Below are 25,364 nucleotides of genomic sequence, written 5' to 3' on the forward strand. Positions count from 1 at the left end.
AGCAGGGAGGACTCCATTGCTCTGTGACTAGGTCACATAGCAGCTTCTGTTAGACAGGCCCGGTTGATTATTTTCACCCAGCCTCTTCCTGTCTCCAGCCATCCTTTCTTTTGGAACTGGCCCAGCGTACGGGAAACGACCTCTCTTACGGAGCCAATGTCATCCGCAAGCTCTTGGTGGGTTGTGCGCACTAGTGGATGTTCATCCGAGCTGATGCGCAGCAGGGTCCTGGCAAGGCGCTGCTCCAGCGGTAATGTCTGTCTCTCCTGCAGCATGTTTGCCATCCGCAGTGTTCCATCAAGCAGACCGCCAAAAATAGCGCTGCGGATGGGTTCATACACCTGCAGCCAGCGGAGGAAGCTGTTTTTCAGCACATACAAGACCTCGACCTTGGACTCGGCAATCAGAGTGCCCGGATAGTCCTGCCCGCTTAGCCCGCTAAGTACGAGGAGCGAACAGACTTCTCCGGCTGATAATATGTTTAATACCGATTCGTTGCCATCTTCGTGGATGATCGTGATGCGGGCCGATCCGCTCATGAGGAACATGCCATAGATCGCGGCATCCTCTCGTTGAAAGATTCTCGATTTGGCTTCAAAATGTTTGGTAAACGGATTAGCTTGAATCCATTCTTCGGGTGGTACGACTTTCAAATAAGGGAAGATGTCGGTTATCTGCTTATCATTCAATTCAGGCTTCATGATGGGTTTCCGCCTTTCGGTGATCATGCACGGACATGCGAAACTGCTATTCTATATAGTTAACATTTCAGCCTGACAAAGTTCAAGCGAAATTATCCGGATTTCATGCGAAAGGACTCCTTTGGCGATGGTTTGCTATAATGATATGAGCAAGCGGTATAGGTCAGGGAAAAGGGTGAGGAAGATGAATGAAACAGAATACATAAGGGATACACCCATGAATATCAGGAAGAGGCAAGGAGCGGTACTCATGCTGCAGGGCACCGCTTCGGATGTAGGTAAAAGCATCGTCACAACAGCGCTATGCCGCATATTTCTACAGGATGGTTATCGCACGGCTCCATACAAATCGCAAAATATGGCTCTTAATTCCTATGTGACCCTGGATGGCAAAGAGATCGGCCGAGCACAGGGCGTACAGGCTGAAGCCTGCGGCATTGCCGCAACTACGGACATGAATCCGATCCTGATCAAGCCGATAAAGGACATGCATTCGCAAATCGTGATCCACGGCGTACCTCAAATGCAGATGAGTGCAATGGATTACCGGACTCTGTTCCTGCCGAAGGCTAAAGAGATTGTGCTGGATGCACTGGATCGACTGCGGAAGAGCTACGACATCGTTGTTATGGAGGGGGCGGGAAGTCCGGCGGAGATCAATCTTAAGGACCGGGACATTGTTAACATGAATTTGGCAGGATGGGCGGATTCACCGGTTATTCTGGTTGCCGATATCGATCGCGGAGGTGTGTTCGCTTCCATAGTAGGTACGCTTGAACTGCTTGAGGCCCATGAGGTGGCCAGGGTCAAAGGATTTATCATTAACAAATTCCGCGGGGATCTGGCGCTGCTTCAGCCGGGACTGGACTGGCTTGAAGAGCGGACAGGTATTCCCGTGCTGGGCGTACTCCCTTATATACAGGACATGCGGATCGAGGCTGAGGATTCGGTTGTGCTGGATGAGCTTCAGAATCAAAGACTGGAAAAACGAGACCTCGATATTGTCGTGATCCGGTATCCGCGTATTTCGAATTTTACGGATGTTGATGCGCTGCGCATGGAACCGGATGTTGTCGTTCGCTTCGTCCAATCGGCGGATGAACTTGGGATGCCGGACGTCATTATTTTGCCTGGTACCAAGGATACGATCAGTGACCTCGGATTCCTCCAGGGCCGGGGGCTGGCCGATGCGATCTTGAGCCAGATGCGGCAGCGGGATGTGCAGTTGGTTGGCATCTGCGGAGGATATCAAATGCTGGGCGAGCAGCTGTCGGATCCGCATGCGGTCGAAGGGAGCGTTCGGGAAGCGAAGGGGCTCGGCCTGCTGCCGATTCAGACTTCCTTTTCAAAGCATAAAAGGACCGTTCGGGTGAAAGGGAAGTTGTTACAGGAACATTCGCTGAGGTTCGTTGTCTCGGATACAGAGGCGGATTCGTCGATTACGGCCTATGAAATCCATATGGGCGTGAGCGAGTGGAGCGCCTTGTCTGGCGGCTCAGAATACCGCCCGCTTTTTTCGATTGAAGCGGATGGCACAGATGCTTTAAAGACGAAAGAAGATATTCAACCGCATATTGAAGGGACAGCTACTTCGGATGGACGCATATGGGGATGTTATCTGCATGGCTTGTTTGACAATGATGTCTTTCGCAGATCCTGGTTGAATGGCATTCGGATGAAGAAAGGGCTAACTCCAATTATGGAAACGTTCAAAGCAGAAGAGCGCAAATTCGCGGAATTTGACCGTGTAGCGGAAGTCGTTCGTAATCATGTGGATATGAAAAAAATATATGAAATCATCGGTTATACGCATTGAATGATAAGGAATGCATCCGAACATTCAGGTAATAATGATGAAGAGGAAGATAACACCATGCAGGCAGCATGGTGTTATTTGTATGGAGCGAACAGAAAAAAGTTGATTAATTATAGGATAGGGGGGTATACTAAATATATAGACGCATGATCATTCGTCTTGCAGTATATTCGATGATTGGAGTGATAGCCCATGTTGAATAGGAAGGGCACCATACTAACCTTAACGGGCATACTTGCTTTTGGATTGTTGACAGCATGCGATAACGCGAAGCTGGCCCCCGATGCGGGCGGTCATGGCGGGAACCATAAAAAGGAAAATGAAAGCCATGAAACGAACGGGCATGGCGAACACGCTGGCGGGCATGAAACGGCCTCAGATCATTACAACGCCGCGTTTACATGGAATGAACCGGTAAGAGCAGACGCCGAATCCGAGCTGACGATTCGAATTACGGATCAAGACGGTGGACCTGTCCAGGATTTTGATGTCAATCATGAGAAGCTCCTGCATCTGATCATCGTGAATCGCGATTTGTCTTTCTTCGAGCATATTCATCCGGATTACAAGGAGAATGGCGTATTTACCGTGAACACGGCATTCCCGGCTGGCGGCGACTATAAATTGTTCGCTGACTTTGTGCCTAAGGGTGCTGGAGGGGCCACGCTAAGCGAATGGGTTCAGATTGAGGGAGAAGCAGGGGAATCTTCGGCGATTCAACCGGATTCCAGCCTAATCAAACAAGTAAACGGCAAGGAAATTGAACTGAGCCTAAGCAATACGTTATCGAATGAAGAGGTTGTGCTCGCCTATCATATTCAGGATGCCAAGACAAAGCAAGGAATCAACAACCTGGAGCCATACCTGGGCGCAGTGGGGCACGTGGTCATTCTGTCCGAAGACGCTGAGCAGTACATTCATGTACATCCCCTGGACGAACGGAGCACAGGACCCCATGCGGAATTCGCCACTACCTTCCCACACAGCGGTATCTACAAAATCTGGGGACAATTTCAGCATCAGGGTGAAGTGATGACCGTGCCTTTTGTTGTTGAGATTAAATAATTTTCGCTTGAGGAGTGATCGATATGACAGAATCATTAAAAATCTATACCATACCCACTTGCAGCGACTGTCATCATGCCAAGCGTTACTTCAAGGAGCAGGAGGTACCGTATACGGAGTATGATTGCACACAGAACCCGGAATATCCGGAAGAAGTACGACGTCTGACAGGAAAGCAGATTGTACCTACGATCGTTATTGGTGACAAGGTATTTATCGGATTTGCCGATAACTTTCAGGAGATCAGGGAATTGATTAAATAATAAGGGCGCATGGAAATGGAAAAGAAGCATGGATCGTTCCCGCGGGAGGATCCATGCTTCTTTTGCTGGTGAGGAGCCAAAAAGTATCGCTTTAGACTAGTCGGTAAGCGTAATGCTTCGTTGCATGCTAGCCCAATGCCGCTAATCGCTCATTTATGCCTATCAAGACGATGGGCGCTTGCGGATCAGTTCAATCACGCTGGCGAAGTCGTCCCCTCCATGTCCATCCTCCACCCGGCGTTTCATCAGCTCGAAGATCGGTGTGAATGTCTCGGGGCTGACGCCTTGTACCCTGCTAACCTCCCCGATGGTGTCGTGGGCGGCCTGCATCGCCAGGCTCGCATCCTTGGCGGAGTAATCACCGGAATCGATCTGCTTCGCCATCTCCGGCATGGTGGACATCATGGCTTGCAGAAAAGGCATCAGCAGCGTCGTCGTGAAGTCCAGTGCCTTCACGCCTTCGGTGCCCACAAGCGCCACCGCATGGATAAAGCCCCCGAACATACCGTACATTCCGCTTAGCAGTGCCAGGTCATTCAGTGGGGCAAGCGCAGGATCGGAACCTAAATAGTGACTTGTACCTAAGCTGTCCAATACCTGTTTATAATTATCGTAAGCTGTCTTCGAACCGCTGTAGAGGATAACGGCATGGGGCGTGGCGATCAAGGAAGGGACGGCCATGATGCCGCCATCCAGATACTCTGCGCCATGGTTTCTCATCCATGTCCCCATCGTGCGGGCCTCTTCGGGAGTACCGGTTGTCAGATTTACGACAACCTTGCCGGAAAGCTTCTCCTTCATGGGTTCCAGAATATGGCGGGCGGCATCATAATCAAGTACGCATATAATCAAGAGGGGGCTGGCGGCGATGGCATCTGCGATTTCCGTAGCGCCGGAGGCACCTAAGCCTACAAGCTCAGCGGCTTTTTCAGGTGTGCGGTTCCAGACTGTGGTGGCATATCCGCTGTGCAAGAAGGTGCGGGCCAGCTTGGAGCCCATGGAGCCTAATCCGATCACGGTTACTGAAGGAAGGGTGGAGCTGTTTGCCTTCGCATCGTGAAGATGGTTAACGTTTGATGATCTATCAAGATTTGCATTCATCGGTAAAACCCCTTTCTGGACTGGAATGATACCGATTCTAAAGTATGACACTAGTGACAATGTCAAGACAGATCATCATCATGAAATTTGATGCTACACCTAATAAAACGTAAAAAATCAGGTACTGTGCGGCCAGAATGTTCGTTTTCATCAATTTTTTAATGGTAATTCGCAGGTGTAAATAATCAGAAGCAGTGTTATTATATGGGTTGCGTCTTTTGGAAAAGATCGCTGGGCAAGCGTCGATATCCCATCGTAGATTTTTTGAAACGATTCGGAATATAACACGTATCAATACTCACTGCTTAGATGGAAGGGGTAGACACACAGTGGATAATGGGATGAACGTCATTTTGTTTGAAAAGAGGCCGGACGGTGAGCTGGTTCAGATTGAAGAGCGGTCATGGACGATGAACATGGTAGCTGCACTGGAGCATGTGAATTATATCGTTGTTGGCGGCCGGGAATATGAAACGATTGAAGGCAGATTAAGTGTAGACACGGGTAAACTTGAGCTTCTGCTCGTCCCGATGCGGAACGATTAATCCTGTCCGAAAGGAGAAACCATCTTGAGTAATGAAAAAGACAAAAAAGATCAGCCTGCATCCAAATGGCTGACGCCGGAAGGCAAACCGATTCGGGTCTTGTCGAGCTCGCTGGGCATCGCCTTGCTGGCGAACGCATTTCTGGTATCGGGCGCAGCAGCGAAAGACCTCGCTTCGGAAGCGGTTACCTCATCCGAAGAGCCGCAGCTGGTGTCCTGGTCAACAGAAGAAGTAAAGAAGTATTTTGACAAGAATGTTGATTGGAACATTCCGTTTCCTAGCGAGAAGGAATTCCAGGAAGAACCGGTAGAAGGAGCCGCTGCAGGATCAGGTTCGGGCGGCGGAACAACGATCGTCAACAACTATGGCGGGTACAATTCCGGCTTCGGCTGGGATGATTTGCTTCTTTATCACATGCTGTTCAACAATGGTTCGTATTATTCATCCAGCGGATGGTACAACAATCATCGCGGTTATTATGCGAATAACGGCAAGCCATATAAACCCCGCACCTATTCAAGCGGTACGTTCCAGAACAAACCGGTGGTGAACTCCAACGTCCGTCCTAAGACCTCAACGTCATCTTCGGGGACGATTACGCGTCGTTCCACGTCGTCGAAGTCCGGGGGCATTGGCGGCAAATCCAGCGGGTTCAGCTCGTCGGGTTCGAAATCCAGCTCCAGATCCGGTGGTTTTGGAGGATGAGTCACGACAGCGTATTCACCGTATCGGGACTGCCTGACCCCAATCGGGAGGGACGCGTAGCGGAGCTCGCGGAGCTCGGCTTTACCTGGGCGGATTTGGAAGGGGAGGCCTACTGGATAGACCAGCTTGTCACCATACGCCAAGAGACCTATCGTGAGCTGGAAGAAGCGGCTGCGGTATTATGGGCCATGCTGGACAAAACCGTCCGTTATATCCATCGCAATCATCATATATACAGTTTAATCGGCATTCCGCCCGTCCTGTGGCAGATGCTGGACGAATGTCCCCTGCCGGAAGAGGGATTGATCAGCCGGTATGCCAGGTTTGATTTTGCTATTGCCCATGACGGCAGCATCAAGCTGCTGGAGCTGAATGCGGACACGCCGACAGGCTATGTTGAGGCTTCCATTGCAACGCCGTGGATGTGCGCTCAGGCCGGTATCTTCTCTCCCAACGAACGGATGCAAGAGCTGGTCGCACAAGCGTGGGGAGTTGAGCGTCCGGATACGGCCGCCTGCATTGCTTACGGCGAGCATAAAGAGGACTCCGGGACGATCGAAGCATTGGTCCGGCACAGCGGGCTGGATATCCGGCTGGTGGATTGTCTTGATCTGTGGGTGGACGAAGGCATGCTGAAGGACGGGGATGGCCGGGAGATTCACCGGATGTTTGCCCTATATCCGAAGGAATGGATGTCCGTCGATGATGGCGGAGATGCGCTTGCCTATGCCATCGAGACAGGACGACTGCAGCTGTTCAACCCACCGCACAGCATTCTGCTGCAATCCAAAGGACTGCTTGCCGCCATGTGGGGGATGTACGAGCTGGGCCTTTTGTTCGATGAGAAAGAACGTGAAGCCATCGTCAATTATATGCTGCCGACATACAACAAACCGGTATTCTCCGGCAATTTTGTATCAAAGTCGATGTTCGGCCGCGAGGGTGGTTCAGTTAAGCTGTACGACCAGGCCGGACAACTCGAGGTAGAGGATCAGGACGGCTATGATACAAGTGTCATGTTTCCGACGGTCTATCAGCGGAGGGCAGACCTGGCCCGCGTCGAGACGGCGGAAGGCGAATTTCATTTACTGACAGGATTGTTCGTCCTTAACGGAATCCCTTGCGGTTTGCTGGGACGGGCAGGCGGTTTGATTACGGGTAATTCCAGCCATTTTATCGCAATGGGAGTGAAATAAATGCAGTTGAAACAAAAAAGAAGGCAGCATAGCGGTGCTCCTAAGGGAAAGAGGAAACTTCAGGTTGTCCTGGCGGTAATGATCCTATCCCTCATGGTCCTGGCGCTGAGTGCATGCTCCGGCAATGGGTCGACGGTATTCCACACCGGATCGGAGGAAGTATCCTCAACCTCTGCTCGCGTGCCTTGGGACTACCGGATCATTGAAGGGACCGTTGGCGATTTGATTGGCGGCGATATGACCGTCCTGCCGGACAACGAGCTGCTGCCAAACGATAACAATTATGCTACCGGGGATAAAATTTGGACGCTTCAATTCATGGATGCGGAGCTTACCACGGATGCGAATCAGCGCAATGATATCCGATTATCGTCTTGGCAGACGATTAAGTCGTTTAAGGACAAAAAAACAGCGGAATCGGATTTAACCAACCTGAAAGTCACGGTCAAAACCGATGTAAAGCTGGTTGGGGTTTATAAAACAACGTATAAAAAGGACACCAGGCATTTTGCTGTCATCGAGCTGCCGACGGGCAATCGGATCAAGCAGCCGATCGATGAGAAGCGTTATGCGGCAATGGAGAAGAAGGACAGGGTTGATGTTGTATTGGAGGAAGTGCATGATTTCGCCGATTACGACTTGGCCTATGCAAAATTTCGGGGGTGGGCGGATTGACGGTCGTCATTAATATTGTTGTAAGTGTAATCTGCATTATCGTGCTTCAATTGCTGGGTATGTTGATTTTCAGCTGGATGACCCGGTTTAACGACATGGAGGAGCTGAAGAAGGGCAATGTTGCGGTTGGCCTTGCTTTTGGCGGCAAGTTTATGGCAACGGCCATTATTCTGGGCATATCCGCATATACGAATTCATCGATCTGGCACATGATGCTGTGGTTTGCCGTCGGGTATGTATGCTTGATTGTCGCCTATTGGGTATTCGAGCTGGCTACACCGGGCATTCGAATTAGCGAGCATCTGCAAAAGGGGAACGTTGCGATCGGCATTCTGCTTGCGATGGTGTTTATCGGTACGGCCTTTGCAATCAGCAGCCTGATTATTTAGGTCAAATAGCACCATTTTCGGGAGAGGAGCAGGAGCGTGCACTTTTTTCTAAGATTATCTTTGAAAATGATGCGTCTGCGTAAAACAACGATCAGCGTGATTGTAGTACTGTTTGTGGTGCTGTGCTCGACCCTGGCATTTCTGCTGGAGCCGGAAACGTTTCACCATTGGTTTAACGCCTTTTATTGGGTACTTACCACGATGGCAACAGTAGGGTACGGCGATTATTATGCAGTTACCGTGCCAGGCAAGATATTAACGATATTTATCTATATCTTTGGTATCGGGCTGCTCAGTTTGGTGATCGGCAAGGTGATTGAATCGTTTGGAAGCATGCAGCGGCAGAGAGGAGCGGGCAGGTTGAATTTTAAGGGTAGTGGTCATGTCATCATTATCAATTGGAGCAAAAAGGCACAATCCGCTATTGAAGAGATCCTGTTGTTTGCACCGGAATCAGATATTGTTCTCATTGATGAGCTCAACCGTCATCCGGTGGAGCATCTCGAACAGGTGCATTTTGTAAGCGGCGATCCAGCAGCGGATGACGTGCTAATGAGAGCCAATATCATGGAGGCCAAATCGGCCATTGTTTTTGCAGACGCCAGAATTGATGAATCGGCTCTCGTGGACGGCAAGTCGCTGTTGATCGTATCCAGCATTGAACGAATTGCGCCAAATGTACATACCACGGTTGAGATTGTGCAGGAGAAGCATGTTCAGAATTTCCGCTACAATCATGTGAATGAGTTTGTGCTCTCACATGATGCCGTGTCCCGATTGGCCGTACGCGCAGCGCTGCAGGAAGGAAACTCGGATGTGCTGATGCAGCTGCTTAGCCGCCAGCATGGCGATGATATTTACGAAGTGGCATTGGACCCTGCATGGAACACCTACGGCGATGCCTTTTTGGATCTGCTGCGGCAAGGAGCGACGCTTATCTCCGACCGCAACGACCTCAGCATTAATCGCAAGCTCGATGTGTCGATTCCGCGGGATGCCAGATTGTATGTGGTCTCGGACGAGGCGACCTATAAGCGGATTGCCGGCAAGCTTATCTGAAGTTGGGCCTTCAATCCGATGCCCGTGGAATGACACAGGACCTTCGGATTTAGTGATACCGGAATCCAGAAGTTTGAACATTCGGCACAGATAGAAATATCCAGCCCAACAACGCCCCCTGTTTATAACAGCGGGCGTTTTCGTGCGTTAAGATTCAGACCAACTCTCTCAGAACGCTCTCGCTGCTCTTCTCCAGCGTCATGGGAAACAGCTTCACTTTGCCGGGGGATAAGGCTCGAACCTCTTCATATGCGGCGTCAGATGCATAGATCAGATCGGATTCCTCGATCCGCTGCAGTAGGTCCTCCCGATTATCCAGCCCAGCCAAGCTGGCATGGACCCCCTCAATACCAGCTTCTTTCATACGGCTGGCCATCCACTGTGCACCTGCCTTACCCAAGCAAACAAAGCTGATACCACTTCCAGGCGTAAGCCGGGCAATATCGAGCAAGACCGATGTTTCCACGCTGGCGCCAATGACCGTTACTTTTTTGTCATATTTGCTGCACAAAGCCTTCACTTCGGTATCGTGGTTTAAAGTCGTGATGATGAGGTTTGAGTACTCCAGTGCGTCGAATATGGCTTGTGTCCCCGTCAACAGGTCCTCGAGAAATACCGTTTTCACTTCGGCACCCGTTATTTGCTCAATCGCTTTCTGATAAAAGGGAAAATCATGTTCCTTGCATTCGATGAACAAAATACGCTGTTTCGTGTTCAGGACAGGCTCCCGCAGCAGGGTAAAGGCGAGGGATGCGGCAAAGAACTCGCTCGCCGGGATGTTAACGGAGCTTAGCTCCTCCGTCGTTCGCTCTACCAGCGCGTGCATGATCTTTCTGCGAGTTCTAAGCTCCTCTACCTGTGCGTTGTTCAATACCTGCGTTCCTTTGCCTTTATGCATCGAGACGATCCCCTCATCCTTCAACTGGTTGTAGACCAGATTTACGGTGTTGCGATTCAGTCCCAGCAGATCCGCCAGCGCACCGGCCGGAGGGAGCATATCGAATGGTTCGATCTGTCCAATACCAATCAGCCACTTTAACTGCTCTTTAACCTGAGTACTGACATTAAGGGTGGCGTGCGGGTCGACACGAAGCATCAGTTTATGCGGCATAACGAAACATCCTTTCCTAGTCAACTAGTAATTTAACTGTACACAAACATTTGCAAATTATCAAGAAAGGTATTGACATGTAAGGTTGTGATTCATTATTTTATATATAACCAAATAACTAGTTAATTATGAATATAGGAGGGATAATCAATGAAGGACCAGGCAGCAGCATATGTACAGAAAATGAAGGGAGGGGCTAGAAGTCCGTTGACCGTTCGTCCCATGAATATCGCCATTGGCTTTATCGGCGGCGCTGTTTCCATCGGATTGTTGGCTCTTCTGACGACACTTGCAGGGAGTGTTTGGATCATGGCACCCTTTGGGGCGAGCTGCGTGCTTGCGTTTGCGGTGTGGGATGCGCCGCTATCACAGCCCAGGAACCTCGTAGGAGGTCATCTGATTTCCACATTCACGGGACTCGTAACGCTTGAGGTTCTGGGTGACGGAATCTGGGCTATGGCCATCGGCGTGGGAGCGGCAATCAGCTTGATGGGGATAACCAAAACGACCCATCCACCGGCTGGTGCAGACCCTTTGGTTGTGATTATGGCTGGCAGCGGATGGTCATTCCTGTTTACCCCTGTGCTTGCCGGGTCCGTCATGATCGTGGTTGTGGCTCTGCTTGTCAATAATGCGGTGAAGGAGCGAAGATATCCGACTTTTTGGTGGTGAAGGCAGTTTTTTCTTTGATGAATAAACGGTAATCATGGTAACTTCTTCAATCTTATATCGCCAATAACAGACTCGGATCTACAATGGACCGGGTCTGATTTATGTTATTCTGCCGCAGGTTTTAAATTTCCCAAACTAATTTATATACCACGATGCGGGGAGATCCAAACCGAAATCATAAAAAATAGGCGATACTTACCACTTGATCCCGAGTGTCAATTCTATAGAATATTACACAATCCCGGTACAGGACTCTATTCTCATTTTGTATAAAAGGTAAACATTGCCAAACCTTTACAGAATGCGGTTCTCAGCCGTTTTTTTATACGACTTTGGTATCAAATTTGTAATAACTATGGATAATGATGTAAAAATGACCGGAACTTTAGCAATTTTTTTGCGTTTAACCTTATGATTCACGAAAATTTTCTGAAAATCTTTGTCATATCGCTGCTTTCCTCAAATGGAATGAAGTCGTGCAGTTCCAGCTTTATTCGGACAGCGATGCTGTTCACTGCACACAACTAACATCAGGCTGTTAAGTTGTCAAATGACAGGGGTGAAGAGGCAGCGGTAAGTTTTATCGGGGGAAAAATGTGGAAGAGGTTTGTTTTACTTCTTTTTGACTACTATCGATATCGGAAAAGTTGGTAAAGAAGGAATATGGTATCGGGAACGCATCGGCTATAGAATGACGAGTATGGCTCAGTCGTCATGTGTCGGTGCAGCAACAAACATGTCATAGAAAGGGCAGGTGAGCAACGAAGACGATGAGCAGGCGAAAATGGTGGGTGATCGCAGCACTTTTCACTATAGTGCTTCTCTGCGGTGCCGCTGTAATTCTAGGATATCTACGGCCGTCATTAAAGACGTATGCGGATGCGGACGGCGTGAAAATGAAATTCAAAACAGAGGGAACCTCCTTTCTCGTATATGAGGATGAGGAAGTTTGGAAAGAGGTTTTTGCCAAAGGCGTGAATCTGGGGGCAACCGTACCCGGACATTATCCCGGTGAGCTTCCGGCAACGGAGGAGGATTACCTTCGCTGGTTTAAACAGATTGATGATATGGGAGCGAACGTAATCAGGGTCTACACCGTGCATAATCCGGTCTTCTATTCTGCACTTGTGAAATATAACCGGGATAAAGGCGATGACCCCTTGTACTTCATGCAGGGCATTTGGTCACCGGAGGAGCAGCTGATCGAGCGCAAGGATGCGTATGACGAAGAAATCGTCCAGACGTTCAAAGCGGAGATATCGAAGGCCGTTGCTGCTGTCTACGGCGATATCAATGTTGAGGCTAAGCATGGACAGTCGAGTGGCAAGTATAAGGTCAATGCAGGCAAGTACCTTATGGCCTGGCACGTGGGAACTGAATGGGACCCAACCATGGTCGATAACACCAACACGGTACATAAGGATGTCCCTCGGTATGAGGGATCCTATTTCTCGGGGACGAAGGACGCAAGTCCTTTTGAGAATTGGCTGGCATCTTTATTGGACCATACGGCTGCCGAGGAGCAGAAGTACGGATGGCAGCATCCGATGACATTTACCAATTGGGTCACAACGGACGTGCTTGAGCATCCGGGGGAACCGCTGTTTGAAGAGGACTTGGTATCTGTCGATGCAAGGCATGTAGAACCGGTGAACTGGGATGCAGGTTATTTTGCCGCATACCATGTATACCCGTACTACCCGGATTTTTTCCGGACGGACAAAACGCTGCAGACCATTCCTGATGGTAATGGGGGTTACAACACGTACAAAGCCTACCTGCGAAAATTGAAGGCAGCTTTCGAAGATATGCCGATTATGGTCACCGAGTACGGCGTACCTTCATCCATCGGTATTTCGCACCATGGTCCCGGCGGTAAGGATCAAGGGGGGCATGATGAAGCTGAGCAAGGCTTAGTCAACGTCTCGCTGACCCAGGATATTTACGACGAAGGTTATTCCGGGGCGATCCTGTTCATGTGGCAGGACGAATGGTTCAAGAAAACATGGAATACAATGCCTTTTGAAATACCGGCAGACCGCCGGGCATTCTGGTTGAATGTACTGACGAATGAGAAGATGTTCGGCGTTCTTGCGATGCAGCCGGGCAAGGTAGAGCAGATCACGATCGACGGGGATCTCAGCGATTGGGATAAAGTTCCCGAAGGGGAAGTCAAGACCTGGTCCGGAACGGCACCGGGCGTCAAGAACATGAAGTTGACTCATGATGAAGCCTACCTGTATATCGGCATGGAACTGGAGGAAGCGTTTGATCCCGAACGTTCCAAGCTTTTCATCGGAGCAGATACGATCCCGGGCGGCGACATCCCTAAGAAAGAATTGGCGGGACGAACGCTTACAGGTGGAGCTTTGGAAACTTTGATTCAGTTAGGTCAAGAGGATGAGTCCCAGGTCACCATTGCGCCATCCTACGATTTCCACAGCCGGTTGTACGGCAAAGAGGGGTATTGGATGCTGCCTAGAGAGGAAGCGAAGGGGACCAAGGACGATCCTGTGGTGTCCGGAGGTTCGTTTCATGCCTGGAAGCTGGCCATCAGCCTGTTGATGAATCCGCCGGATACCCGCTTTTCCCATCCGTTTGTGGATGAAAGAGTAGGGATGCTGAAACGGGGGACCAGTGATCCGCAATCTCCGGATTTTAATTCTCTAACGGCCTGGCAGTATCAAGACAGGTTCGTGGAGATGAGAATTCCATGGATGCTGCTCGGGTTCGGGGATCCGAGTTCGCTGCAGGTGCTGGATTACAGCCCGCTTCAAGACAAGCGTACATTCAGCACGATAACAGCGGAAGGGATCCGGCTGGCTCCGTGGATCGCGCAGCGATCTGAGAATAACGGGCAGTCAGCGTCAGGATCGGCAGAGTCCATCAACCTGGAGGAGATTGAACCTTATACTTGGGAGCTATGGGAAGCAACCAAGTACAGTGAACGATTAAAACAAAGCTATTATGATATGCAGGACATATTCACCCGTCTGTCTGAAACGGAGCGGAAACCAGATGCTAAATAAAAGGAGGAGCCATCGGATATGTTTTCAAATTTAGAAATGGCATACGTCTTTGTCTATGTATGTCTCGGCCTTATTGCAGCCGGCATTATCCTGTTGTTCCAAATGAAGATCAAGCACAATGCTGTACAAAGAGAAACGGAACGCTTAACAGAAAAACATCATGACTATTTTGTGTATGTCCAGAGTCATCTGCATGACGATACGAAGCTGGAACTCCCGCCAGGCAAATTGACTTCGGCTGAGCGCCGGGTCATTCAAGCCAAGTTTATAGAGTGGATCGAGCAATTCAAAGGGGACGCCAGAGACAAGCTGCTGCGCTTATGCCGGGAAGCCGGATTTGTGGAAGAGGAGGTTCGGGCATTATCCAGCCTGCGGAAAGACCGTCGTATTGAGGCGGTCTACCGTCTTGGAGGGATGCGTGCGGAAGAGGCTGTGCCGCAGCTTCAGCAGCTGATGAACCGCACCAAATACGGCCCGATGACCATCATCATTGCGCGGGCGATTGCCAAAAGCGCAGTTCAGTCACAGCAGATTCGAGAGATGTTGTCCAAACTGCTGTCCTACGATAAAGCCATTCATCATATGGCTGCCGATATATTGCTTGAAACCCGGCTCGATTCGGCCAGCCTCATGCGCAAGCTCTTGGATGATCCCGATCCTGGACTGGTCAAGGTATCGCTTGTAGCCATGTGGGGGCAGGCCATTCCGGCTGTCGTGCCGGCACTCGATCGACTGGTCGGTTCTGAGGAGAAGGACGTGCGTGCGGAGGCGGTCAAGCTGTATCTTGGCTCTTATCCGGCACTGAAGGATGATACCATTGCGGAGCTTATGAATGATCATGAGTGGGAAGTACGTGCCGCAGCGGCCAAAGCGCTGGGACGACTGCACGCCGCAGGCAGCATTCCGATTCTGGCTTCCGCCTTGAAGGACGAGAATTGGCATGTGCGCAACAACAGCGCGGAGAGTCTTGCGATGTTGGGAGAACAAGGATTCGAGACCTTGTGCCAAGCTGCCCTGACAGGAGAAGGTCCAGCCAGGGAGACGGCCTTGTACCGGATCGAACGGATCATGTCCAACGAAGGCGAATACGAGCAAGTCGAACAAATGGTGGCATTTAACAAAAGAAAACTGGTGTACGATCGTTATTTCGGTGTTCAAACGAACAAACGGATCAGCACGGTTGCAGGAGTAGGAGGAGATTACACTGCTTAGAGATATCCTGCTCACTTACGGGATGGTGGCGATTTATTACGTCATGATCGTTAGCGCGCTTTATTTTGTAATTCTGATGTTTTCTTTCAGAAATATTAAAGATATTTTCAGACGCGCCACGTATTCCAAGTACAATACGCTCTCGGGTTCGGAACTGGTTCCATCGGTATCTTTGCTGGTTCCGGCCTATAACGAAGAGCTCACTATCGCGGAGAATGTCCGCTGTCTGATGACGCTGAACTATCCAACCTATGAGGTCATTGTCATCAATGACGGATCCTCCGACGAAACGCTGAAGGTGCTGATTGAGGAGTATGGTTTGACGCTGCTTCCTAATCCGGAGATCCGCGGCAACATCAGCACGAACAAGGTTCGCGGCATTTATTATAATCCGCAGTACCCTCAGCTATATCTCATTGACAAAGAGAATGGCGGTAAGGCGGATTCATTGAACGCGGGCATTAACCTGTCCCGTTATCCGCTGATTTCTTCCATCGATGCGGATTCGTTGCTGGAGAAGGATGCACTGATCCGGATGGCCCGCATGTACATGGAGAATCCGGAGGAAACGGTGGCTATCGGCGGAGATGTTCGGATCGCCAATGGCTGCGTGATTGAGAATGGAGAGGTTAAGGACGTATCCTTGCCGCGCCGGGTATGGCCGATGTTCCAATCGATCGAATATTTGAAAGCTTTCCTGGGAGGACGAATCGGGTGGAGCCATTTCAACGGGCTCATCATCGTCTCGGGAGCCTTCGGCTTGTTCCGGAAAGATTATGTCATCGCGGTGGGCGGCTATCGGGGTGGCTACCCCGGCGAAGATATGAACATCATTATCAAGCTGCACCGCTATATGCTGGAAAATAAAATCAAGTACCGCGTTTCCTTTTGCCCGGAAGCGGTGTGCTGGACGCAGGCGCCGGACAGCTACAACATTCTGTCCAACCAGCGCAAGCGCTGGGGACGGGGAAACTTGAAGAACATGATCGAGAACCGCGATATGGTGTTCAATCCGAAATATAAAGTCATGGGCATGTTGACGATGCCCTACAACGTTATTTTTGAAGCGTTAAACCCTTACTTCAGAATTACGGGCCTTCTGGCTCTGCTTGGATATGTATTGCTGGATATGACAAATTGGCATGTGCTGGTCGTGTTTGGACTCGTCAATTTTTTAAGTGGGTACCTGCTCAGCGTGGGAGCTCTCATCCTGGAGGAGATGGCCTTCCGCCGGTATACCAAATTGTCCGATCTGGTGAAGATGCTCCTCTTCTCGGCACTCAAATTTGTGGGATACCACCAGTTAGGCGTGCTGTGGAGAGTACAGGGGCATATTCAATATCTGCAAAACAACAATTCATGGGGGACCATGACCCGGCAGAGCTGGAAAGATAAGAACGAGGCTGCCTGACTTCAAGGCCCGGTTCATATGTAACAGCATCAAAATATAAAGAGAGGTGGGACCTACAGTTATGTCTCAATCCGCAACATTGCAACGCGTGCAGGCCGTAGATTTTTACGGCCGCCTGGAGGAGGAAGTGAGAAACCATAGCCATGGAACAGCATTGCTGTTTCTGTACTGTGCAGGCAATCCGTCCGAGACGGAGGCTGGGCTGGCAGAGGTTCAAAGCTTTGTGGATCAGCTGTCCGGCGTGAACGGTGAGGTACTGCAAGACACCCAAACCGGTGTAATGGCCGTTACCTTGCCTGGATATTCGCTGGATGCCGCCCATTATCAGGCATTGCTCCTGAAGCAGCATCTGCAAGGCCGTTTGGAGCAAGCAGATCCGCGTATTACGCTTGCCGCGCTTACGGAAGTGCCATCAGCGCTGACGTTGAAGCAGATGGCGGAAGCGACCAAGCTCAGCACCTCTTCGGATATTCATATATTTACGCAGGAGGAAGCAGACAGCGGTCAAAACCGCATTCTCATCGTGGATCAAGATGCCACGGTGAGGGAGTTTTTACAGATCCGCTTGGCCATGCAAGGTTATGAAACGCTTGAAGCCGTAGACGGTTTGGAGGCGCTGGATCTCATCCCGAAATGGGAGCCGGATCTTGTGCTGACCGAGCTCAACCTGCATGGCATCGACGGCCTGCCTTTCATCCATCATATCCAGCAGCTGGATATGAAGGAGCCGCCGAAAATTGTGGTATTAACGGAGAAACGAGTGGAGCAAACGATCAGCCAATGCTTCCAAAACGGGGTGGATGATTATGTAACCAAACCGTTCTCGCCGGTGGAGCTGGATGCCCGCATCCGCCGCTGCCTTCATTAAACACATCGTTACTAACGCTTCTAGTTTGATGAGAATTAATGAATGATGAATGATACGTGATTAGTTGAGCTGAGAGGTTCTTTAATCGCAAGGAGAGAGTTCAACAAAACGAGGTCTGTCTTTTGGCGAATAGGCAAAAGAAATAGACGAATAGACTAAACATCCGATGGAGGTTGAATACTTGTGAATGAGGAATATGAAACTTTATTGAGTGCCATTGAGAATAAGAAAGCCGTTCTGGGTGTAGTGGGACTGGGCTATGTAGGATTGCCGCTGGCTGTGGAAATGGTAAGACAGGGATTCACGGTCATCGGTATCGATCTGGATTCTGACAAAATTGACCGCATTTACCGCGGCGAGTCCTATATTAGTGACATCTCGTCCGAAGAGCTTGCGGCATGCATGGAGACCGGACGCTTTAAGCCGACAACGGATTACAGCATGATTGCTGTGATCGACGCCGTCAGCATCTGCGTGCCGACGCCGCTCAGCGAGAATCAGGATCCGGATACATCCTACATTACAATGGTAGTCGATCAGCTCAAACGCTTTATGAAGCCTAACCTGTTAATTACACTGGAAAGCACGACTTATCCGGGAACCACGGAGGAGCTGATTCAGCAGCCGATTGAGAAGCTCGGTTATAAGGTCGGCCAAAACTTCTATCTGTGTTTCTCGCCGGAACGGGTCGATCCATCCAACAGCCGGTTCAATACCCGAAATACGCCGAAGGTCATCGGAGGAACGACGGATGCCTGCCTAAAGCTGGGTGAAGCGTTATACAAGCAGTATGTGGAGACGGTGGTACCCGTCAGCAACCCGAAAGTGGCGGAAATGTCCAAACTGCTGGAAAATACGTTCCGCAGCGTGAATATTGCCTTTGTCAACGAGATGGCCATGATGTGTGACCGCATGGGCATTGATGTATGGGAAGTGATCAATGCAGCGGCAACCAAGCCGTTCGGATTCATGCCATTCTATCCGGGACCGGGCATCGGCGGCCATTGCATCCCGCTGGATCCCATGTATCTGTCCTGGAAGGCCAAGGGCTTCCGCTTCTACAGCAAATTTATTGAGCTGGCACAGTCCACCAACGATAATATGCCTTACTATGTGATCAATAAGACGGCTACGATTCTGAACGAATATGCCAAATCGATAAAACGCTCCAATATCCTGCTGTTAGGCATGGCTTACAAACCGGACATCAGCGATTTGCGTGAATCCCCGGGCCTTGAAGTATATGAACAGTTCAAGGAAAATGGCGCCTATGTGGATTATTACGATCCGTATGCCCACAGCTTCGTGGATAAGCAAGGCGGAACGGTACGCAGCGTGGAGTATGATCTGGCGAAATTCAGCCGTTACGACTGCATCGTCCTCATTACAAACCACAGCAATCTGGATTATCATTCGATCGCTTCGACCGGCGTGCCGATCTTAGATACACGAAATGCATTTAAAGCGTTCGCCGAGCCTCATATCTACAAGATCGGCCATTCTGTTCAGCATGTAGCTGAGCCGGGTGAGGCTGTCTTGATCTGATGAAATGGACGAGAAGAATGAGGCCTATACATGCAAAAGCGAAGTGGATCATTCTGGTTGCCGGCATCTGTCTTTTGCTGCTGATCCTTTTTCTTCTCCCGTCAGGCAAGGTGAATCAGAACAAGGCTACATGGCTGTGGGATGCAAGTCTGATCCGGAGTGAAACGGAGGAGATTGTAGCCTTTAGCGGCAGGGAAGGCATCACAACGATCTTTTTGCAGATTCAGCAAGAGGTGGCGGACGAAGAATACCGCCATTTTGTAGCTGCGGCACATCAGCAGGGGATCAGCGTCCATGCCTTGAACGGTCAGCCGGATTGGGCTTACGAGGAAGGCCGGCGAAAAGGGATGGAGCTGCTGGCCTGGCTGGAAGCGTACAATCGGACGGCTGCGCCGGAGGAGAAATTCGAGGGCGTGCAATTCGATGTTGAGCCCTATGTGCTCCGAAGATGGGGCCGTGAACAGGCACAGGTGGTGGAAGAATGGAGCGCGAACATGGAGGTTTGGGTGCAGGAGGCAAAGCGTCAGGGGCTAACGTTCAGCGCCGCCGTTCCTTTCTGGCTTGACTCGATACCTGGACCCCGCAGCGCGGATGCCGATTCGTTCAGCCGCTGGATGATTGAGAATACGGACGCGATTGCCGTTATGGCGTACCGGGACAGCGGGGAGCAGATGTATGAATTGTCCAAGGAAGAGCTGGAGCAGGCGGACGAACTCGGCAAGTCTGTCTGGATCGGCATGGAGCTTGGGGATACGGAGGAAGGCGAGCATCTCACCTTCTTTGCCAAGAGCGAACAGGAGATGGAGGATGAAGCCCTGCGTGCGGCCAAACTTGGCAGCGACCATAACTCCTTTGCGGGACTGGCCGTCCATCACTACCAAGCTTGGGTTCACAAACGAACCGCGATGGCTGGGGAAGAGCCTTGATTTTGCATGAGGTTCAATAGCGATTTTCAGGTTAAATGGAACAACATGAACAACATGAATCATTCACTATTCAACATACCTTCGAAGGTCTTAAGAGACTTTCGGAGGTGTTTTTTTTGTCTGACAGGGGGCCAAGTCCCGGTTAAATCGGAAATGTTTAGAAATTGTATAGAACTGAATTCTATAATGTGAATCATCGAGCGGCAGGGAGTAAAAGCATGTTTAGAAAAAAACATGGGCAACGGATTACATAAGCTGGACGACCGGGGTTCCTTATTGTAATTCAAAGTTATGAAAATGATGAAAATCCATGAATTTTTTCAAAATGTTATAGCAATTGTTGAAATTTAAAAGGAGTATCCAGATGAAAAGAGATTTTAGTAAAACCCGAATGTTATACATGCTAACAAGAATGACCGGACTGTTGTTAACCCTGGCGTTACTGGGGGGTTGTGGTCTTTTTGGTGGTAAGCAAGCTCCCAGCGATGAAGCGGGCGGTTCGACAGCGACAGTTCAAAAAGTGGAACGGTATACAGGGGAAAAGAGCAGGGAAATCCCGTTTGTTTACACAGCCAGGAAAGAATTGGCGCTCACCTTTAACGGCATGGGCGATAAAGCGACCATGATGGCCCTGATCGATGAGCTGGATGCCTATGGAATCAAGGCGACCTTCTTTCTTCCGGGGATCCGTGTGGCGGAGGAACCAGACATTGCGGATGCCATTTTGTCCAAAGGTCATGAAATTGAGAACAATACGCTCAATCAGCTCGATATGAATCAGCTTGATTACGATCAGATTTATAAGGAAATCAAACTCGCGAATGATGTCATTGAGCGGGAAACGGGCGTCCTGCCCCGCTATGTGCGGACACGCTCGGGCGATTATCCGGATGAAGTGCCGCTGGCAGCTGCACATCTTGGAATGAAGGCCGTTGTAAGTTACAACATTAATCCCAAGGATCGCAATATGCAGAGTGCAGAAGAGATTGGAGAGTATGTGACCAGGTACATCTCCAGAGGCGGCATTATTTCCATGAATACCGATGTCAATCCGGAAGTGATTTCTTCTATTAAATACATAGCCCAGGCCGTGGACGATATCGGATATCAATTGGTTACGCTGGATGAGCTGGTGCGCAATGGCGGCGTGCGAAAACCGCTCGAGTTAATTCCGGGATACGACGCTGCTAGAATGAACCCGGATTATGAACAGGCGAAATATGAACTGGTTTATAAAGTCAATACGAACAAAAAAGAGGTTGCCCTGACCTTTGATGATTTCGGAAGCGACAAAACGGTAACCCGCATCCTTGATATTTTGGAGGAGCATGATGTGAAGGCCACCTTCTTCCTGCGGGCCAAAGGAGTGGAAAGCAACCCGAATTTGGCGCGGGCGATGGTCGAAGGCGGACACGATGTGGCCAATCATTCCTACAGCCATCCCGTCGTTACATCGCTAACGCCGGAAGAGCTGCAGCAGGATGTCGTCAAGGCCCACCAGGTTATTACGGAGGCCATACAGCAGCAGCCTGTCATGCTGTTTCGCCCGCCGACCGGCGTGGTAGATGACGAACGGGCCAAAGCGCTGGCGGCTGCCGGTTACCCCGCCATTGCAATGTATGATGTGACTACGCTGGATTGGGATATTTCCAACAGTGCCGACGATATTGTGAACGGAGTTATGACCAAGACACAAAAGGGAAGCGTCATTTTGCTTCATATGCTGGATGACATTCATACTATTGAGGCCCTGCCCCGAGTACTCGAAGGGCTGAAGAATAAAGGATATACGTTTGTAAAAATGGCGGACATGATGCAGCTGCAGGATAAAGCCGCAATGGAGATGGAATAAGATGGAATTATATGTGAATATGTTGGACCGCGTTGACAAATTAGCGGTCGTCGGTCTTGGATATGTGGGGCTGCCGCTGGCGGTCGCATTCTCAAGAAAGCTGGATGTCATCGGCTTCGATCTGAGCGAGGCCAAGGTGCAGCAGTACCGCAGCGGATTCGATGCTACCGGTGAGATCGGGGATACTTCGCTTGCGAACTGCACGGCGTCCTTCACCTCGGATCCGGACAAGCTGAAGGAAGCGCGCTGCTTTATTGTCGCCGTTCCGACACCCGTAAAAAGCGGAAATGTCCCGGATCTGAAATTCGTGCGCAATGCCAGCCGATTGGTCGGCCGCGCATTGACCCGGGGAGCGGTTGTTGTGTATGAGTCAACGGTTTATCCGGGCGTAACGGAGGAAGTTTGCATTCCGATTCTTGAAGAGGAGTCCGGCCTGCGCCTGGGCGAGGATTTCAAGGTGGGGTATTCCCCGGAACGAATCAATCCCGGAGACCAGGTACACCGACTCGAGACCATCGTGAAAATTGTGTCCGGTAATGACCCGGAGGCACTGGAGACGGTTGCCAGCCTATATGAGCTGATTATTGATGCAGGCGTTCACCGGGCGGAAAGCATCCGGGTGGCGGAAGCAGCCAAGGTCATCGAGAATGCCCAGCGCGATATCAATATCGCTTTCATGAACGAGCTCTCCATGCTGTTCAACGAGATGGAGATCGATACGAATGCCGTGCTGCGGGCTGCAGAAACGAAGTGGAATTTCCTCCCGTTCCGGCCGGGGCTTGTTGGCGGACATTGCATCGGAATTGATCCATATTATTTGACGTACAAGGCCGAGGATACGGGATATCATTCCAAAATTATTTTGGCCGGGCGGCATATTAATGACGGAATGGGCAAATACATCGCCCAGCATGTCATTAAACTCGCGGTTCGCCAAGGTATCGATCTGATGAGGGCGAAGGTGGCGGTAATGGGTCTGGCCTTTAAGGAAGACTGCCGGGATATCCGCAACTCCAAAGTCATCGATATTATTACGGAGCTGCAGGACTACGGAATTCAACCGATGGTCGCGGACCCGCATGTGGACCCGCATCAGGCTTATGAGGAATATGGTATCGAGCTGTCGGACATGAGCGAATTGAAAGACATTCAGATTGCGGTTGTCGCCGTCGCTCACCGGGAGTTCAAGCAGCTTGGGATTGCCGAATTCAAGGACATGTTTAGCTCTGAAGGAGAGAAGCTTCTGATCGACGTGAAGGGAGCTTATCCAAAAACCGAATATGAAGCAAATGGCTTTCATTATTGGAGTTTGTAACGATGGGAGAAAGCAATGAGGATTATAAAAAGAAAGCAACCGAAGAGCACTAAAGAAGTTCTTGCGGTTCCGCGCACGGATAGACGTACTCTTTCCTATGTACCTGACCCGGAGCAGATTCGTTTGAACGCGGACCGGAGAGGCAACCGGGCTGAGCAGCCCGGGGATGATTTGTCCAGCTCTGAATATTTAAATAAGCTGCGTATGCTCAGCTTGCGTTATGAAGCGGAATTTGAAGTATGGATCGTCCCCAAGGGGAAAAAGAAAAAAGCCGGGATTAAGGGACAGGCAGCCGATATTTCGGCCACGGGCCTGCTGCTCAAGCTGCCGGACGCTTCTTCAGGTCTCGAAGTGGGCGACAAGGTAAAGGCCCGATTCCGGATCCCGCCAGGCGCGATGCCGGAAGGTTTCGAATCGGCTGTAAGGATGGATGCAAGCATCGTTCGCCGGGCCACGAATTTGGCAGAATCCGGTGAAGAACATATGCTTGCCTTGGAATTTGAGAAACCGCTGACTGAATATTTTCAGCGCAAACGGTGGGGCTATTCCGTATATTCTGCCAGCGCGTTGATGTTCGTGGCGGTGCTCTTCATCATGCTGATGCGGGCCGAGAGCATTATCTATTTTAAATACAACATGGTGCTGTATTTGTACAGCTTAATCGCAGCCCTGTTTTTGCTAACTCGCTACCTGTTTGGGGCATTGTACCGCGATGTGCCGATCAATCCGGATTATACACCGGGGGTTTCGATTATCATCCCCTGCTTCAATGAAGCGGATTGGATTAAACGTACGATTCTCAGCTGTATTAATCAGGATTATCCGGTCGATAAGCTGGAGGTCATCGTCGTGGATGACCGATCGACAGACCAATCGGTGCAGCAGATCAAGGATATGATTGAAGTGATTCACTCCGAGGCGGAGCGATACGCTACCCGCGAACGCTTGTCCTATACGGTGCTGCCGGAGAATGCGGGCAAGCGGGTTGCCCTGGTCAAGGGTGTGGAGATGGCGAAGCATGATTTGGTGGTGTTTGTGGACTCCGACAGCTTTCTGGACCCGACGGCGATTCGCCACCTCGTTCAGCCTTTTCAGGACCCTAAGATGGGCGGCGTGGCCGGCCGGACGGACGTCGAGAACAAATATACCAATAACATGACGAAGCTGCAGACGGTCCGTTATTATATTGCTTTTCGGATCATGAAAGCGGCGGAGTCCTGGTTTGACAGCGTGACCTGCTTGTCGGGCCCGTTATCCTGCTATCGGAAAGAGCTGATCCTGCAGCATGCGGACGCCTGGCTGAACCAGAAGTTTCTAGGCAGACCCGCCACCTTCGGGGATGACCGAAGCATGACGAACTTTATTTTGAAAACACATCGCACCGGTTACCAGGATTCCGCCATATGCTCGACGATTGTCCCTTCGCAGATGAAGGTGTTCCTGAAGCAGCAGATGCGCTGGAAGCGCTCCTGGCTGCGCGAGTCGCTCCGGGCCGGAAGCTTTATTTGGCGCAAAGAGCCGTTTATGGCATTGTTTTTCTACGTAGGCCTAATCGTGCCGATTGCCGCGCCTGTCGTGGTTGCCTATAACTTGATGTACGTGCCGATCGTTCACGGCATTTTCCCGGGGACCTTCCTGATGGGCTTGCTGCTGATGGCGCTGCTCATGAGTCTTGCCCACCTGCTGTTTCGCAAGAGCAAGCTCTGGGTGTTCGGCTTCGTGTTCTGTCTGTTCTATGAGTTTGTCCTGTTATGGCAGATGCCGGTGGCCTGGTTTACCTTCTGGAAGTCGACATGGGGGACCCGGGAAACACCGCAGGATATTGAAGCTAGAGAGAAGAAGGAAGCCCGCAAGCGTAAAGGCAAAAAATTCGGATTACCGTTCTGATCGTGTCAAAGCGGTTGAAGT

General features: G+C 50.5%; 22 protein-coding genes. 19 read left to right on the forward strand and 3 right to left on the reverse strand.

The genetic code is table 11. The features are described from left to right. Positions 1–32: 32 nt before the first annotated feature. Positions 33–701 carry a Crp/Fnr family transcriptional regulator gene (locus MKX98_RS10805; protein ID WP_220685948.1) on the reverse strand — a complete coding sequence of 223 codons (669 nt, stop codon included), beginning with the start codon at positions 699–701 and terminating at the stop codon, positions 33–35. A 217-nt stretch (positions 702–918) separates the two neighbouring features. Here MKX98_RS10805 and MKX98_RS10810 point away from each other — a divergent pair, with 217 nt between their 5' ends. The 3 genes from MKX98_RS10810 to MKX98_RS10820 all read left to right on the forward strand — a co-directional run bounded on the left by MKX98_RS10810 (position 919) and on the right by MKX98_RS10820 (position 3,845). Continuing rightward, positions 919–2,517, forward strand: coding sequence for a cobyric acid synthase (locus MKX98_RS10810; protein ID WP_220685947.1), 1,599 nt, complete (start codon positions 919–921; stop codon positions 2,515–2,517). Between the two features lie 192 nt (positions 2,518–2,709). After that, the gene (locus tag MKX98_RS10815) at positions 2,710–3,582 is read left to right on the forward strand and encodes a hypothetical protein (protein WP_220685946.1); all 873 of its coding nucleotides are present in this window, start codon (positions 2,710–2,712) and stop codon (positions 3,580–3,582) included. 23 nt (positions 3,583–3,605) lie between these two features. Continuing rightward, a complete protein-coding gene (locus tag MKX98_RS10820) occupies positions 3,606–3,845 on the forward strand; it encodes a glutaredoxin family protein (protein ID WP_071223769.1) in 240 nt (79 codons plus the stop codon). Positions 3,846–4,007: 162 nt separating this feature from the next. On the opposite strand, the gene MKX98_RS10825 is transcribed toward MKX98_RS10820, so the two are convergent. Further along, positions 4,008–4,946: an NAD(P)-binding domain-containing protein gene (locus tag MKX98_RS10825; protein WP_220685945.1), complete on the reverse strand. Its 939-nt coding sequence runs from the start codon at positions 4,944–4,946 to the stop codon at positions 4,008–4,010. A 341-nt stretch (positions 4,947–5,287) separates the two neighbouring features. On the opposite strand from MKX98_RS10825, the gene MKX98_RS10830 reads away from it, so the two are divergent. Genes MKX98_RS10830 through MKX98_RS10855 form a run of 6 tightly spaced genes read left to right on the forward strand, consistent with a single transcriptional unit; the run spans position 5,288 to position 9,515 of the window. Beyond that, complete coding sequence (locus MKX98_RS10830) at positions 5,288–5,491, forward strand: hypothetical protein (RefSeq protein WP_259445350.1); 204 nt, start codon at positions 5,288–5,290, stop codon at positions 5,489–5,491. A gap of 24 nt (positions 5,492–5,515) precedes the next feature. After that, the gene (locus MKX98_RS10835) at positions 5,516–6,196 is read left to right on the forward strand and encodes a hypothetical protein (RefSeq protein ID WP_194541814.1); all 681 of its coding nucleotides are present in this window, start codon (positions 5,516–5,518) and stop codon (positions 6,194–6,196) included. Further along, entirely contained in the window at positions 6,193–7,392 is a 1,200-nt protein-coding gene (locus tag MKX98_RS10840; RefSeq protein ID WP_194541815.1) for a glutathionylspermidine synthase family protein, read from the forward strand. The genes MKX98_RS10835 and MKX98_RS10840 overlap by 4 nt, the downstream gene beginning before the upstream one ends. Continuing rightward, on the forward strand, positions 7,393–8,067 hold the full coding sequence (locus MKX98_RS10845; protein WP_339222944.1) for a signal peptide protein: 675 nt from the start codon (positions 7,393–7,395) through the stop codon (positions 8,065–8,067). It begins immediately after the preceding gene. After that, the gene (locus tag MKX98_RS10850) at positions 8,064–8,456 is read left to right on the forward strand and encodes a DUF350 domain-containing protein (protein ID WP_100536174.1); all 393 of its coding nucleotides are present in this window, start codon (positions 8,064–8,066) and stop codon (positions 8,454–8,456) included. The genes MKX98_RS10845 and MKX98_RS10850 overlap by 4 nt, the downstream gene beginning before the upstream one ends. 36 nt (positions 8,457–8,492) lie before the next feature. After that, positions 8,493–9,515: an ion channel gene (locus tag MKX98_RS10855; RefSeq protein ID WP_339222947.1), complete on the forward strand. Its 1,023-nt coding sequence runs from the start codon at positions 8,493–8,495 to the stop codon at positions 9,513–9,515. Positions 9,516–9,669: 154 nt separating this feature from the next. Here MKX98_RS10855 and MKX98_RS10860 read toward each other — a convergent pair whose 3' ends face one another. Beyond that, positions 9,670–10,626 carry a GntR family transcriptional regulator gene (locus MKX98_RS10860; protein WP_339222948.1) on the reverse strand — a complete coding sequence of 319 codons (957 nt, stop codon included), beginning with the start codon at positions 10,624–10,626 and terminating at the stop codon, positions 9,670–9,672. 150 nt (positions 10,627–10,776) lie between these two features. Between MKX98_RS10860 and MKX98_RS10865 the strand changes: the two genes are divergently transcribed. The 10 genes from MKX98_RS10865 to MKX98_RS10910 all read left to right on the forward strand — a co-directional run bounded on the left by MKX98_RS10865 (position 10,777) and on the right by MKX98_RS10910 (position 25,343). Next, a complete protein-coding gene (locus MKX98_RS10865) occupies positions 10,777–11,298 on the forward strand; it encodes an HPP family protein (RefSeq protein WP_071223782.1) in 522 nt (173 codons plus the stop codon). 770 nt (positions 11,299–12,068) lie between these two features. Beyond that, positions 12,069–14,327: a hypothetical protein gene (locus tag MKX98_RS10870; RefSeq protein ID WP_339222950.1), complete on the forward strand. Its 2,259-nt coding sequence runs from the start codon at positions 12,069–12,071 to the stop codon at positions 14,325–14,327. A gap of 18 nt (positions 14,328–14,345) precedes the next feature. Continuing rightward, complete coding sequence (locus MKX98_RS10875) at positions 14,346–15,539, forward strand: HEAT repeat domain-containing protein (RefSeq protein WP_194541820.1); 1,194 nt, start codon at positions 14,346–14,348, stop codon at positions 15,537–15,539. A gap of 22 nt (positions 15,540–15,561) precedes the next feature. Further along, the gene (locus MKX98_RS10880) at positions 15,562–16,950 is read left to right on the forward strand and encodes a glycosyltransferase (RefSeq protein WP_194541821.1); all 1,389 of its coding nucleotides are present in this window, start codon (positions 15,562–15,564) and stop codon (positions 16,948–16,950) included. Positions 16,951–17,011: 61 nt separating this feature from the next. After that, complete coding sequence (locus tag MKX98_RS10885; RefSeq protein ID WP_216535081.1) at positions 17,012–17,818, forward strand: response regulator transcription factor; 807 nt, start codon at positions 17,012–17,014, stop codon at positions 17,816–17,818. Positions 17,819–18,001: 183 nt separating this feature from the next. After that, positions 18,002–19,363 carry a nucleotide sugar dehydrogenase gene (locus tag MKX98_RS10890; protein ID WP_194541823.1) on the forward strand — a complete coding sequence of 454 codons (1,362 nt, stop codon included), beginning with the start codon at positions 18,002–18,004 and terminating at the stop codon, positions 19,361–19,363. Next, positions 19,363–20,289, forward strand: coding sequence for a hypothetical protein (locus tag MKX98_RS10895; RefSeq protein ID WP_339222953.1), 927 nt, complete (start codon positions 19,363–19,365; stop codon positions 20,287–20,289). Before MKX98_RS10890 ends, MKX98_RS10895 begins: the two co-directional genes overlap by 1 nt. 400 nt (positions 20,290–20,689) lie before the next feature. After that, on the forward strand, positions 20,690–22,141 hold the full coding sequence (locus MKX98_RS10900; RefSeq protein ID WP_194541825.1) for a polysaccharide deacetylase family protein: 1,452 nt from the start codon (positions 20,690–20,692) through the stop codon (positions 22,139–22,141). 1 nt (position 22,142) lies between these two features. Then, the gene (locus MKX98_RS10905) at positions 22,143–23,456 is read left to right on the forward strand and encodes a nucleotide sugar dehydrogenase (RefSeq protein ID WP_339222955.1); all 1,314 of its coding nucleotides are present in this window, start codon (positions 22,143–22,145) and stop codon (positions 23,454–23,456) included. 15 nt (positions 23,457–23,471) lie between these two features. Then, complete coding sequence (locus MKX98_RS10910; protein ID WP_339222957.1) at positions 23,472–25,343, forward strand: glycosyltransferase; 1,872 nt, start codon at positions 23,472–23,474, stop codon at positions 25,341–25,343. Positions 25,344–25,364: the final 21 nt, after the last annotated feature.

The organism is Paenibacillus sp. FSL W7-1332 (assembly GCF_037969785.1).
Classification (GTDB): Bacteria; Bacillota; Bacilli; order Paenibacillales; family Paenibacillaceae; genus Paenibacillus_AQ.